General features: G+C 62.1%; 10 protein-coding genes. 1 reads left to right on the top strand and 9 read right to left on the bottom strand.

The features are described from left to right. Window positions 1-70 precede the first annotated feature (70 nt). The 8 genes from K8I04_03085 to K8I04_03050 all read right to left on the bottom strand — a co-directional run bounded on the left by K8I04_03085 (window position 71) and on the right by K8I04_03050 (window position 11,273). Window positions 71-1,132, bottom strand: coding sequence for an AI-2E family transporter (locus K8I04_03085; GenBank protein ID MBZ0070706.1), 1,062 nt, complete (start codon window positions 1,130-1,132; stop codon window positions 71-73). A gap of 5 nt (window positions 1,133-1,137) precedes the next feature. Next, a complete protein-coding gene (locus K8I04_03080) occupies window positions 1,138-1,512 on the bottom strand; it encodes a Crp/Fnr family transcriptional regulator (GenBank protein ID MBZ0070705.1) in 375 nt (124 codons plus the stop codon). Between the two features lie 8 nt (window positions 1,513-1,520). Continuing rightward, window positions 1,521-2,426: a LysR family transcriptional regulator gene (locus K8I04_03075; GenBank protein ID MBZ0070704.1), complete on the bottom strand. Its 906-nt coding sequence runs from the start codon at window positions 2,424-2,426 to the stop codon at window positions 1,521-1,523. Between the two features lie 197 nt (window positions 2,427-2,623). Then, on the bottom strand, window positions 2,624-5,854 hold the full coding sequence (locus K8I04_03070; GenBank protein ID MBZ0070703.1) for an efflux RND transporter permease subunit: 3,231 nt from the start codon (window positions 5,852-5,854) through the stop codon (window positions 2,624-2,626). Continuing rightward, complete coding sequence (locus K8I04_03065) at window positions 5,851-6,903, bottom strand: efflux RND transporter periplasmic adaptor subunit (protein ID MBZ0070702.1); 1,053 nt, start codon at window positions 6,901-6,903, stop codon at window positions 5,851-5,853. The genes K8I04_03070 and K8I04_03065 overlap by 4 nt, the downstream gene beginning before the upstream one ends. Before the next feature lie 289 nt (window positions 6,904-7,192). Next, entirely contained in the window at window positions 7,193-8,368 is a 1,176-nt protein-coding gene (locus K8I04_03060) for a methyl-accepting chemotaxis protein (GenBank protein ID MBZ0070701.1), read from the bottom strand. A gap of 488 nt (window positions 8,369-8,856) precedes the next feature. After that, a complete protein-coding gene (locus K8I04_03055; GenBank protein ID MBZ0070700.1) occupies window positions 8,857-9,765 on the bottom strand; it encodes a hypothetical protein in 909 nt (302 codons plus the stop codon). 179 nt (window positions 9,766-9,944) lie between these two features. Then, window positions 9,945-11,273, bottom strand: coding sequence for an outer membrane protein transport protein (locus K8I04_03050; protein ID MBZ0070699.1), 1,329 nt, complete (start codon window positions 11,271-11,273; stop codon window positions 9,945-9,947). Window positions 11,274-11,567: 294 nt separating this feature from the next. Between K8I04_03050 and K8I04_03045 the strand changes: the two genes are divergently transcribed. Continuing rightward, window positions 11,568-12,878 carry an outer membrane protein transport protein gene (locus tag K8I04_03045; GenBank protein MBZ0070698.1) on the top strand — a complete coding sequence of 437 codons (1,311 nt, stop codon included), beginning with the start codon at window positions 11,568-11,570 and terminating at the stop codon, window positions 12,876-12,878. A 155-nt stretch (window positions 12,879-13,033) separates the two neighbouring features. Here the strand turns inward: K8I04_03045 and K8I04_03040 are convergent, their stop codons facing one another. Continuing rightward, window positions 13,034-13,264, bottom strand: a complete 231-nt coding sequence (locus K8I04_03040) for a sulfurtransferase TusA family protein (protein MBZ0070697.1) — start codon at window positions 13,262-13,264, stop codon at window positions 13,034-13,036. Window positions 13,265-13,290: the final 26 nt, after the last annotated feature.

Below are 13,290 nucleotides of genomic sequence, written 5' to 3'. Positions count from 1 at the left end.
ATGCGGTTTCGGGTTTTGTTATCAGAATTTCCTTTGCGCGCCTTCGCGCCCTTTGCGGTGAAAGTAGTACTCACACTGCCTCCGCATCCAACAACCGCGGCCAGGCCTTGAGGACGGCCTGGACGAGGGTGGCGAGCGGGATGGCGAAGAATACACCCCAGAACCCCCACAGCCCGCCGAACACCAGCACCGCGACGATGATGGCGATGGGGTGCAGGTTCACCACCTCCGAGAACAGTACCGGCACCAGCACGTTGCCGTCGAGCATCTGAATGACCAGATAGGCCGCCATGAGCCAGGCGAACTCCGGGCCCCAGCCCCACTGAAAATAGGCAATCAGTGCCACTGGAATGGTTACCACCATGGCACCGATATACGGGATGATCACCGACAGGCCGACGAGGGTGCCGAGCAGCACCGCGTATTGCAGGCCCATCAGCCTGAAGGTGATGTAGGTGACTACGCCGATGATAGCGATCTCCCACACCTTGCCACGTACGTAATTACCGATCTGGCGGTCGACATCGTGCCAGACAGCCGTCGACAGGGCCCGCTCGCGTGGCAGATAGTGGGTGATCCAGTCGATGATGCGCTGCTTGTCCTTGAGGAAAAAGAACACCAACAGCGGCATCAGGATCAGGTATACCAGGGCGGTGATCAGCCCCACCAACGACGCCACCGACAGCGACAGCGCGCGCTGCCCGAAGCGCCCGACTTCACTGCTGATCGCGGTGATGAGCTGTCCAACCTGCTCCGCGCTGATGAAGCCTGGATAACTCTCCGGCAGATGCAGTAACGCGGCGTGACCGCGGGAAACCATGTCGGGCAGTTGCTGGATCAGCTGGGTCAACTGATAGGAGAGCCGCGGCAGGATCCCCAGCAGCGTGAACAGCAACACCGCCAGGAAGATTACGAACACCAGGGCGACCGCCAGCGCGCGCCGTACACCGCGCCGCTCCAGCGGTGCGACGATGCCCTCGAGCAGGTAGGCGATCACCACGCTGGCCAACACCGGCGCCAGCATGTTGCCGAACATGATGACCACGGCGAAACCGGCGATCAGGAACAGCGCCAGACTGACGACCTGCGGATTGCTGAAGTGACGGCGGAACCAGTCGCGGACGATTTCCATAGCGCTCAGTGGCCCTGGCCCGCCTTCAGCTCCGCATAGAAACGCCGGAAGACCGCCTCGAGTTCATCGATGACCTCCACGACATCCCGGCCCTGGATGACGTGCTGGGTCATCAGCGCCGACGTCTCGTTGAGCATCTTGCTCTTATCGAGCATCGGATAGGTCCGTGACAGCCGCTTGATCGCCTTGACGACCGATTCCTGCTCCGGGCGGGGGATGGCCTCGGGTTCCGGGACGGGTGCCGGTGCCCTGGGTGCAACGGGTGCCGCGTCCGTACCCGCGCGACTGCGCAGAAAGTCGGCAAAGGCCAGCAGCGTTGCCTGGTCCCCGGCGGTTAGCGAGTGGAACAGTGTCAGCAGCTGATCGTCCAGTCGGGCCATCGCGTCACTCACTCCGCCTGATGGGTCTTGCAATAATTCTGGGCGAACCCGAGCAGCTCATCCATGGCGCGGTGGCGGAACTTCTGTTTCTGATGGACGAAGGAAAACGGCCGTTCCAGATTCGGATCCAACGTCAGCGCCACCAGTGTCCCCAGTTGCAGCTCCTTGTTGATGGTCGCGCGCGAGGCGATAGACACGCCCATGCGGGCCTCCACCGCGCCCTTCACTGCCTCGGGACTGCCGAGCTCCATGCAGATGGAGAGTTCATTGGCGTTGATGTTGCAAGCATTGAGATATTCGGCGATGACCTCGCGTGTACCCGAGCCCTCCTCGCGGCAGATGTAGGGGTGCTTGAGTAGTTCCGCGATCTTGACCTTTTTGTGCTTGGCCAGCGGATGATTGGTGGGCACGATCGCGACCAGCTGGTCCATGCGACAGACATCGACGACCAGGTTCTTGTTCAACACCGGCGCCTCGACCACGCCGAGGTCGATGATGTTGTTCTCCACCATGGAGACGATGCCGTCGGTGTTGGATACCTTGAGTTGCACATTGACCTCGGGGTACTTCATCCGAAAGTCGCCCAGCAGTGCAGGCAACATGTATTCGGCGATGGTCGTGCTCGCCCCGATCATGACCACACCACTGATATCACCGGTCATCTCGCGTACGGCATTCTCCATCTCGGCATAGAGCTCGAAAATACGGTCGGCATACTCGAACACCCGGCGCCCAGCCTCGGTGAGACTGATGCGGTTGTGTGTCCGGTCGAACAGACGCGTGTTGAAGTATTCTTCGAGCTGGCGCACCTGAAAGGTGACCGCCGGCTGGGTCATGTGCAGGGCTTCTGCCGCCTTGGTGAAACTCAGAAGACGGGCGACGGTATGAAACACCTGGAGTCTGCGATCAGCCATACACTTCTCGATGTCTCAATGAGATGAAAAGCCCGCGGCACGGGCGGCGCAGGGCGGGCCGATGTACGCGGCCGGTCAGGTCCGGACCCTTCGCGCCCTGCGGCCTGTTCGGAGGCGGCGCTCATCCTACCAGCTTAGCCAGCGAACATAAAATATTCTGATGCGGATATGCGCGAATCCGGGCAGTCGTCGCGCTATCAACTGTCCGCGCCGCCCCAGCCAGGGCGCTTCCACAGGAAGGCGTAATACATGACGGGGATCACCAGCAGGGTCAATACCGTCGATACCAGGACCCCGAAGATCAGCGAAATCGCCAGGCCACTGAAGATCGGATCGTCCAGGATGAACAGCGCACCCAGCACGGCAGCCAGCCCGGTCAGCACGATGGGCTTGGCGCGCACCGCGCCGGAACGCAGCACCGCCTCTTCAAAGGGCACACCGCGCCTGGCCTCGGCATTGATGAAATCCACCAGCAGGATCGAATTGCGTACGATGATGCCGGCCAGGGCGATCATGCCGATCATGGAGGTCGCCGTGAACTGTGCGCCCAGCAGCGCGTGGCCCGGCATCACACCGATGATCGTGAGCGGGATGGGGGCCATGATGATCAGCGGCGCGAGGTAGGAACGGAACTGGGCGACCACCAGCAGATAGATCAGCAGCAGGCCCGCCGAATAGGCGATACCCATGTCGCGGAAGGTCTCGTAGGTGATCTGCCATTCACCGTCCCATTTCACGGAGTAGCGGTAGGGGTTCTCCGGCTGCTTGATGAAGAACTGCTGCAGCGGCTGGCCACCGCCCACCTGCAGGTCACGGAGTCGACCGACCATCTCGAACATGCCATACAGCGGACTGTCCAGATGACCAGCCATGTCACCGGTGACTTGCACCATGGGCAGCAGGTCCTTGTGGTGGATGGCCTGTTCGCGCTGCGTCTCGGCGACGGTCACCAGGTCGGCGAGCGCCACCTGATGGCCGCCGGCACCGGTGAGCCGGAGTGAGAACAGCCGCTCGATGCGATCCTTGTCCGCCACCGGGAATTCCAGACGCACGGGGATTGGATACTTCTGTCCCTCGCTGTGCAGATACGTGGTGTCGTCGCCGGACAACAGCGTGCCCACCGCATCGACGATGCTTGCGGGCGACACACCCAGCAGGGCCGCCCGCTCGCGATCGATATGTATCCGCAGCTGCGGCGCAGGTGCCTCGACACTGTCGTCGACGTCGACGATGTCGGCAGTCTCCTCGAACACGGTACGCACCTGCCTGGCGACACGGATCTGGCCGGCATAGTCCAACCCGTAGATCTCCACCACCAGCGGCGACAGCACCGGCGGCCCCGGTGGTACCTCGACGATCTTCATGTTGGCAGCATAGCGGGCGCCGATCTCCTGCAGCGGTGCCCGCACCGACCGCGCGATCTCGTGGCTCTGGCGGTCACGCTGCTTCCGGTGCACCAGATTCACCTGGATGTCACCGACATTCGCCCCGGTGCGTAAATAGTACTGCCGGACCAGGCCGTTGAAGTTGATGGGGGCCGAGGTGCCGGCATAGATCTGATAGTCGGTGACCTCGGGCACTTCGCGCAGGTAACGACCCAGCTCGCCCAGCACCTGCGAGGTGCGTTCCAGCGCGGTGCCTTCCGGCATGTCGACCACGATCTGAAATTCCGACTTGTTGTCGAAGGGCAGCATCTTCAGCACCACCCACTGCACCACGACGAGTCCCAGTGACAGCACGATCAGTACCAGCACCGTCGCCGCCAGGGCACGGCGGCGGCCGCGCCCCTGCGTACCGCGCAGAAACGGCCCGACCCAGCGGTGGAAGAATCGCAGCAGCCGCGGTGACACGCCGTCACCCACCTCGTCGTGCGCGGCCTCGCGGCCGATCATTTTCAGTGCCAGCCAGGGCGTCAACACGAAGGCCACCACCAGCGAGATCAGCATACCGATGCTGGCATTGATGGGGATCGGGCTCATGTACGGACCCATCAGACCGGTCACGAAGGCCATCGGCAGCAAGGCCGCAATGACAGTAAAGGTCGCCAGTATCGTTGGACCACCGACCTCGTCGACCGCCAGAGGTATCGATTCGACCAGGCTGCGCCCGCCCATCAGCATGTGGCGATGGATGTTTTCCACCACCACGATGGCATCGTCGACCAGGATGCCAATGGAAAAGATCAGGGCGAACAGTGATACCCGATTGAGTGTAAAGCCCCAGGCCCAGGAGGCGAACAGCGTGATGGCGAGCGTAATCACCACGGCCAGCCCGACGATAACGGCCGCACGCCAGCCGAGTGCCACCAGCACCAGCAACACCACGAAGGTAGTGGCAAACACCAGCTTGGCGATCAGCGTCTGCGCCTTGTCGTTGGCGGTTTCACCATAGTTGCGGGTGATGGTCATCTCCACACCAGCGGGCACAAAGATGCCGCGCAAATGCTCCAGCCGACTGATGACCTGATCAGCGATCACCACAGCATTCGTCCCGGGCTTTTTGCCGATGGCAAGCGTCACTGCCGGAAATTCGCCCTGTCGTTCGATGCCCTTGTGGGCCGCCGCCGGACCCGTGCCGAACCAGGCGTAGCGTTCCGGCTGATCGGCACCGGCGCGGATCTCGGCGATATCGCGCAGATAGACCGGCCGCCCCTCATGCACACCGATCACGAGCGTACCCAACTCGTCGGTATGGCTGAGAAAATCACCTGTGCGCACCAGGATCTCGGTGTTGCCGTCCACCAGCGCACCGCTGTCACGGGCCTGGTTCGCGCCCTGCAGGGCCTGGCGCAGCCCGTCCAGGGTGATGCCGGTACCGGCCATGCGCTGCACGTCCAGGAGTACATGCGCAACCTGGTCGGGGCCACCGAGCGTATAGATCTCGCGCGTACCGGGGACCCGCTTCAGTTCGGCCTCGATGGCATGGGCGACCTCCTGCAGTTCCCGGGCACCGCGCAGCGGGTCGGCGGTCCACAGGGTGACCGCCACGATGGGCACGTCGTCGATGCCCTTGGGTTTGACGATGGGCGGCAGCGTACCCAGATTGGGCGGCAGCCAGTCCTGATTGGAGAACACGGCATTGTAGAGTCGCACGATGGCCTGGGTACGGTCCTCTCCCACCTCGTATTCGACGGTCAGCACGGACATGCCCGGCCGCGACACGGAATAGATGTGCTTGACGCCCTCGATCTCCGACATCACCTGCTCGGCGGGCGTCGTGACCAGGTGTTCCACCTCGCTGGCGGTGGCGCCCGGAAAGGGGATGAAGATGTTGGCGAAGGTCACGTCGATCTGTGGCTCTTCTTCACGCGGCGTGATGGCCACGGCGAACAGGCCCAGCAGAAAACCTGCCAGTGCCAGCAGCGGCGTGATCTGGGATTGCAGGAATGTGCGCGCGATGGCGCCAGAGATACCGAGTCGCTCGCTCACGGCGTGGTGCCCGCCGTCTGCCGTTTGAGAAGGACGGCCGCGGCGACGGGGTCGAGTGCGACCTGCTCGCCAGGCTTGAGACCAGCCAGGATCACCACATGGTCGTCGTCAATGATATGACCCGCGCGGATCTGCCGGAGGGTCACCGCACCATCGGGGTCCACGACATAGACACCCGTGACCTCACTGCGCCGCACCAGGGCGGATTGCGGGATGAGCAGTTGCTCGCCCTCCCCCAGCGCAAAACCCACCTTGACCAGCATACCGGGATAGAGGCTGTGGCTGCCGGGCGCGAGATCCAGGCGTACACGGAAGCTGTGGCTGCCCGGGTCGGCATAGGGTGACACCGTAATCGATTCGCTGGACAGGGCCGCACCCGCATCGGTATAGACACGGATCGCATCCGGCGCCAACGCCCGCACCTCGGTGACGTAACGCTGCGGCACGGCCGTCACCGCGCGCAGACGCTCGAGTGACAGGCCGGTCATGAGCGGCTGCCCCGGATTGGCGGTCTCGCCGAGCTCGACATGACGTTCGACCACGATGCCACTGTACGGTGCACGTACGACCGTATGTTCCAGTTGCTCGCTGGCCTCCGCAAGCTGTGCCTGGGCACTTTCGAAGCGTGCCTGGGCGGCCTTGAGGTCGGCATCGGCCCGGTCCATGGCCGCCTTCGCCACCAGGCCCCTGGCGAAGATCCCGGCGATGCGGCCGCGCTCGTCGCGGGCTTCGCGCAGTCGCGCGCGCGCCTCCTCGAGGCCGGCCTCGGCCTGTCTCTGGCGCGCCGCCTGCTCGGTCGCCCGGAAGCGCAGCAGGACCGCGCCGCGCTCCACATAGTCGTCGACGTCGAACAGGATCGCCTCGATACGCCCCGAGGTCTGCGCGGAGACGGTCGCCCGGTGCACTGCCTCGACCACGCCATCAAAGCGCTGCTCGAGGGTGATCTCGCGGACGGCCGCCGGCTGCGTGTCGAGACCCACGGCCATGACGTTGCCGCACAACGCCAGTGCCAACACCAACGGCAGCCAGGGGCGGGGGGAATTCAGCATCCGTGATCTCCTGTGGATAGAGATACAAGATACAAGATACAAGAGGCAAGTGAAACTTGTGTCCGGCGCGCCGCGGGGCAATGGCGGCGGATTCTGACACCTGCCCTATGGGGTACAAGGTGAGACCACGGAGCGGTTGAGAGGGCGCCCTCGGACGCGTACTCACGGTGTCCTGCCGACACGGCATGCGGCGTTGCTGATGCCGGCCTTGGTAACACCGCCAGTACCACCCAAAGAACAAACCCGCCTTGCGGCGGGTCTGCTTTCACGCGGGTAATCGGCCTGCCGTCTACATACGGAAACGTCCCATCAAACCCTGCAACTGTGCGGACAGGCGCGCCAGCTCGTCGCTGGCACTGGCCGTTTGCTGAGCACCGGCAGCCGCCTGATCGGCCACGTCACGGATATTGCTGACGTTGGCGTTGATTTCAGCGGCCACGGCGCTCTGCTCCTCGGCAGCGCTCGCGATCTGGGTGTTCATATCGTTGATCTGGGATACGGAGCCAGCGATCCCGCCCAGCGACTCAGCGGCCTTCTCCACCTGATCGGAGCAACCCTGGGCCATGCCGCGCGCCTCGTTCATCACCCGCACGGCGTCACCTGCACCCACCTGCAGGCGTTCGATCATCTGCTGAATCTCCTGAGTGGATTTCTGGGTGCGGCTGGCCAGCGTACGGACCTCGTCGGCGACCACGGCGAAACCACGACCCTGCTCGCCCGCGCGCGCGGCCTCTATGGCTGCGTTCAGGGCCAGCAGATTGGTCTGCTCGGCGATACCGCGGATCACATCCAGCACCATGCCAATACTCTCCGACTCATTTTCCAGTTTGTGGATGACACCGGAGGCACGCTCCATTTCGTTCACCAGATTGTCGATGCCGCCCAGGGCCTCGGTGGCCACCAGGGCACCGCCCTTGGCTTCGCGGTCGGCCTGCTGCGCCGACTGCGCGGCCAGTGCGGCGTTGTGGGCCACTTCCTGCACCGTCGCGGTCATCTGGTTCATGGCCGTGGCCACATGCTCGATCTCGACCTGCTGATTCTGCACCCCGCGACTGGTCTCGTCGGTGACGGCCGAAAGCTCCTCGGCGGCGGCTGCGACCTGCGCGGTCGCGCCACTGAGCTCATGGATGATACCGCGCAGATTATCGCGCATGGCGTTGAAACTGCCGACGATCTCGCCGATCAGGTCGTGGCTTTCCACCTCGCAGGCCACGTTCAGGTCGTTCTGGCTGATGGCGTTGGCGGCCGCCGAGATGTGCTTGAGTTTGCGCAACAGGATCGTGTTGACCAACCAGTAGTTCGCAACACCCAGCACGGGGCTTAACAGCAGGATCAGCGCCGCCCACCCCAACAGGCCTGGATCCCATTCCGTGACCAGGCGTGCGACGCTCGGAAACAGTACACCCACCAGCACCCAGAAGACGATCGAGGCGGCAAGAAGGTTTCGCAGGATACTCCGTTTCATAAACTCACCCACAAGGCTGGACTGGTTAGGGCACACTGCCCGACGTTACTCAAAACCTGCACTCACCGCGCGGCCCGCTGAGTTGCCCCAGGCAAGGTCTGTGTTAGCAAGGAAATTGCGCCCGAGCCGGCATCGACCGCAGAGTGTTGGCGCACGTGCCCGCTCGCCGGCGCTGGTTCCTGATTCCGATAGCGACGCTTGTTACAAAAAACTTAAGCGTGGAGGTGCTGGCATCGAGTGACAGACAGCTTATGAAGACACAGATCACCTGGCACAGCTGTTCGGACCCATCGAGCGTACCGGGAGGGGTAGTTACAACGCGTTCCCAACCGGCGTTCAGGTCATAACGTGTTTCTTAGTGAGCCAGATCGTGAGTCAGGTGGCGTAAGCGGGGAAATACACTCTCAGGAGTGCGCCCGCGCGGGGCGTACAAAGCAAAGACCCCGAAGGCCGGGGTCTTTGCTTGAGCAGGGAGACTGAAGGCTGCCTCAGGGGGTGCCGCCGACCGCGGCCGTGAGCGCCTTGCGGATGGCCTCGGGGCTTGGCATGAGCTTCATGAAGCTGTTTTCGCCCATCATCTTGAGGTCCGGGTAGTACACCGCCATACGGAACCGCATGTGCAGGGCGACCACGCGATTGCCGATGACCATCACCTCGTAGGGGAGATAGGGCGTACCCTTCAGCTCGCCGAAATCGACCACACTCATCTGAAACTTGTCATCCATGTACTGATCGCCGTTGGGGCCGGCCTGCATGGAGACGCCATAGACAGTCTCTTCCTTACCAGGGATATCGATGCGGTACAGCTCGCGCACGCCGACGGTATTGGTGGCCAGATTCTTCTCGACTGCCTTCAACGCCTCTGCGTGACTGGCATAGGTCGCCAAGTCATAGACGTCGTTGAAATATTCCATACCGAAGGTGTAGTGATACTTGCTAAGCTTGCGCTCAGTCAGACCCTTTCCGGACCCGAACTCCTGGAGATTACCGAGCGTCTTGGCCAGCGCTTGCGCCGTATCGGCCAGGTTGTCCTTGAGCCGATAGGCATAGGCCATGTAGACGGGGTTGACGTAGGCAACCTGCAACTCGTCGCCGACCCGGGTCACGGCCACGCGCTGGGCGGCGGCGAATCCACCGTACTCCGATCTGGCGGCCACCTTCTTCAGGGCATCACTGGTGAAGATGACGATATGCGCGTCAGGATAGGGCTCGTAGTCTCCCACGACCTCGAAGCCCGCACCGGTCAGCGCCTGTTTGACCTCGGCCACCTTGGCCTGCATATCCCCCGCGCCACGTGAGGCGAGAATGAAGGGCTGGTATACATCGGCCGCCTGCACACTGGACGCCAGCGGCAACAGCGTCACGACTGCCGTCAACAACGCGGTAAACAGCTTCATGATCCGTGTCCTCATAAGTAGATCCTCCTATCCATAAGCCTTTGTTTTTTGATGTGGCGCCATTCTAGATGAAACAGTCCCGCCGTGCGACAGACTAAATGACGAAAAAAAAGGGCCATGTCAACCATGGCCCTTCTGGTTCGCTGCGAAGCAAGGTCGCTCCGTTCAGATGGACGCGATCAGAACTTCATCGCGTAGCTGACTTCGATGGCGTTCTGGTCCATGCCGATGTCGGCCGTGTAGGAGGCGGGACCCATGGCGTATGTATAGGACTGATCCTCGCGGAAGGCATGCATGTACGTCACGCTGACCTCGTTGTAGGCAGTCGGTGCGTAGGTGAAGCCCAGGGTGACATGCTTCTCGACGATACCCGGCGCCAGGATGTTGAACAGGTTCTGGTTTGAATCGATGGGGTTCTCGCCGTAGTTGATGCCCCCACGGAAGGTCCACTGATTGTTGTACTGATAGTCCACGCCCAGTTTATAGACCGTGACGTCCTGCCAGCCGAAGCCAAACCCACCATCAGCACCCAGGAGCTTTGTGCTATCGACTGGGGCTGAGAATGCCCCCAGGAATTCGGCAGCAGTGGGGCCGGCATTACCGATCGCGGCGACGTCACTGTACTCAATGCGCTGCACATCAAAGGCGATGGTAACTGCGGGTGTGGCCTTCAGTGCGATACCTATGCCATAACTTGCAGGAATGTCGAAATCACCCTGCTCTGCAAACAGGCCTTTGTAGCTATCGAACTCTTGCATGTAGACTTTTGAAGCATACGTTGCGCCGACCGTCACAGCGTCGGTCAATTTCCCGGTCCAACCAATGCGGGCGCCTGCGCCCCAGGCGTCATCGTCGCCCTTGTTCGTCAGATGTGCGGCGTCACTCGAGAAATTGAAGGCTGCAAAATTACCCAGACCGTAGGCACGGAAACGCTGGTAACCGACAATCAACGATGCGCCGATCGAGTGGTCGTCGTTGATCTTATAGGCAACCGTCGGAAGCAGCAGGACCTGTGACAGATTCACGCCCAGCGTACCCGTATCCGGCATAGCCCCTACGGGAGCACCTGCCGCCGGCGCCAATGCTGTATCAAAAACATTGGTGTTGTAGCGCGTATTCATGCCGCCATTGGCCACGATGCTGAGACCAGCGGTCATGTCGCCCATGCTGAAGGCGAAGCCGGCGTGCGGGATCGCGAACAGGGTCGCGCCACTGTCGACCTTGCCGCTGTCAGCACCACCGATCATGGTTGCATCCAGACTTGCATCGCGATTCGGATTGAATAGTTCCATGCCGAAATCCACGCGGTTACCGATGAACGAAATACCCGAAGGATTGGTCGCCGGCGCGAGCGAATCCTGCGCGAAGGCGATGCCGGCACCGGCCATGCCGCGGTTCTTGGTGCCGTGACCGATCTTGAAGTAGCCGTTGGTGGCATAGGCCGCCGGGGCGGCGATGGCCGCGGCGACAGCGGCCGCAACCAAGGAATACCTGATGTTGCCTTTCATGAGTCTCATCCCTCCTGGCTAGGATATCGAGTAAATCGTTGTTTTTTCGCAACAACCCTACGGGCCGCGCAACAGAATGACAATGGAGCAACAAACTGTCAATGAAACCTCACTGTGCAAAGCCCATGCCACAGCCTGTCATCGATGCCTTTGTTGCGGAGCAGCAACAGCAACGGCCGATCGCCACGTTTTTTTAACGGTTCTGTGCTTCAATATCCGGGGACGCCTTACAACAACGCCAACCCCGAGGAGTCGCACATGACCGAATACCGTCACCTGTATCTCAAACGCCGGATGTTTGTCGCCACGATCCTTGCCGGTGCGGTCGCCCAGGCCCACGCCGCCGGCTTCGCCCTGATCGAGCAGGGTGTCAGCGGGCTGGGCACGGCCTATGCCGGTGCCGCGGCCAGCGCCGAGGACGCCTCGACGATCTTCTACAATCCCGCGGGGCTGACCTATCTGCACGGCAGCCAGGTCAGCGTCGCGGGGCATCTTGTCAGACCGTCCGCCAAGTTTTCCGGCGGCGCCACCAACGCACTCGGCGCCCCGATCGGCGGCGGTATGGGCGGCGATGCCGGCGACCTCGCCCTGGTGCCCAACCTGTATTACAGCCAGCCGTTACCGAACGGTTTCGTCTTCGGTCTGGGGATCAACGCCCCCTTCGGTCTGAAGACAGAATATGACGCCGACTGGGTGGGTCGTTATCACGCCATCGAGTCCGAGGTGAAGACCGTCAACATCAACCCCGCCATCGCCTACACGGCGGCGCCGAATCTGTCGGTGGGCGTGGGTGTGAGTGCACAGTACATCGAGGCGACGCTGAGTCAGGCCATCGACCAGAACAGCGTCTGTGTTGCCCGTCAGGTCGCGGCCGGTGTTCCCGCAGGCAGCGCTATAGCAGGCTGCGCAGCGGTGACCGGCGATGCCACCGGCACCGTCAAGGGTGACGATTGGAGCTTCGGCTACAATTTCGGGATCATCTACGAGGCCGGCGCGAACACCCGCATAGGTTTCGCGTACCGGTCGAAGATCAAACAGCAACTGGAGGGTGATGCCTCCTTCGCGAATGCCCATCCGGCCTTCACGACGCAGAACGTCTTCGTACCGACCTCGGTCACGGCCGACGTCGCCCTGCCGGAAACCACCTCTCTGAGTCTCTACCACGCCATCCATCCGAACGTGGCACTGCTGGCGGACGTATCCTGGACCCGCTGGAGCCGTTTTGACGAGCTGCGCATCGACTACGCCTCCGCACAGCCCGACAGCGTCACCCCGGAGAATTGGGACAACAGCCTGCGTTACTCTCTCGGCGTGAACTACCGTTACAACAGCGCCTGGCTGTTGCGCGCCGGCATTGCCTATGACGAGGAACCCATCCCCGATGCCCGGCATCGCACGCCGCGTATCCCCGGCAATGACCGCACCTGGCTGGCGTTCGGTGCGAACTATCGGTATTCGCCGGCACTATCCGTCGATGTCGGCTACGCCCATCTGTTCGTGGACGACACACCGATCGACGTCTCCACAACCACGGCCGGCGCGCTCGTCGGGACGTATGACGCGGATGTGAACATCTTCAGTGCCCAGGCGAACTGGACATTCTGAGAGACAAGCCCGCTGCCCGGCGTCGGGCGGGCGATGCATAAAAAAACCGCCCGGCTTCACGCCGGGCGGTTTTTTAAAATCCCTACTACCTCGAACCGCCACCGGCACAAGGCCGGGACTTCGTCCAGGTATCAGGTCTGCGAAGTCCCGACCTCTCAGGCCTTCTTGATCAGGAAGTGATATTTGCCACTCTCTTCCTTCGACTCCAGCAGGGCATTGCCCGTCTGCTTGGCGAATGCCTCGAAGTCCTTAACGGAACCCGGGTCGGTCGCGATGATGTGCAGAACCTTGCCGCTGGTGAGGCCGCCGAGCGCCTTCTTCGCACGCAGGATGGGCAGCGGGCAGTTCAGGCCGGATGCATCCAGCTCCTCGTCGAAATTAGCCATGTATGAGACTCCTCTTTAAAGAATTA

Source organism: Gammaproteobacteria bacterium (genome assembly GCA_019911805.1).
Classification (GTDB): Bacteria; Pseudomonadota; Gammaproteobacteria; order Thiohalobacterales; family Thiohalobacteraceae; genus JAHJQQ01.
The sequence above is the reverse complement of the archived record's forward strand: the minus strand, read 5'-3'. Positions and strand labels throughout refer to the sequence as shown.

Bases quoted from the DNA above. Each gene is read 5' to 3' on its own strand.
- K8I04_03060 (MBZ0070701.1), bottom strand. From the start codon at position 8,368: ATGAAACGGAGTATCCTGCGAAACCTTCTTGCCGCCTCGATCGTCTTC.
- K8I04_03065 (MBZ0070702.1), bottom strand. From the start codon at position 6,903: ATGCTGAATTCCCCCCGCCCCTGGCTGCCGTTGGTGTTGGCACTGGCG.
- K8I04_03045 (MBZ0070698.1), top strand. From the start codon at position 11,568: ATGTTTGTCGCCACGATCCTTGCCGGTGCGGTCGCCCAGGCCCACGCC.
- K8I04_03085 (MBZ0070706.1), bottom strand. From the start codon at position 1,132: ATGGAAATCGTCCGCGACTGGTTCCGCCGTCACTTCAGCAATCCGCAG.
- K8I04_03075 (MBZ0070704.1), bottom strand. From the start codon at position 2,426: ATGGCTGATCGCAGACTCCAGGTGTTTCATACCGTCGCCCGTCTTCTG.
- K8I04_03080 (MBZ0070705.1), bottom strand. From the start codon at position 1,512: ATGGCCCGACTGGACGATCAGCTGCTGACACTGTTCCACTCGCTAACC.
- K8I04_03055 (MBZ0070700.1), bottom strand. From the start codon at position 9,765: ATGAAGCTGTTTACCGCGTTGTTGACGGCAGTCGTGACGCTGTTGCCG.
- K8I04_03040 (MBZ0070697.1), bottom strand. From the start codon at position 13,264: ATGGCTAATTTCGACGAGGAGCTGGATGCATCCGGCCTGAACTGCCCG.
- K8I04_03050 (MBZ0070699.1), bottom strand. From the start codon at position 11,273: ATGAAAGGCAACATCAGGTATTCCTTGGTTGCGGCCGCTGTCGCCGCG.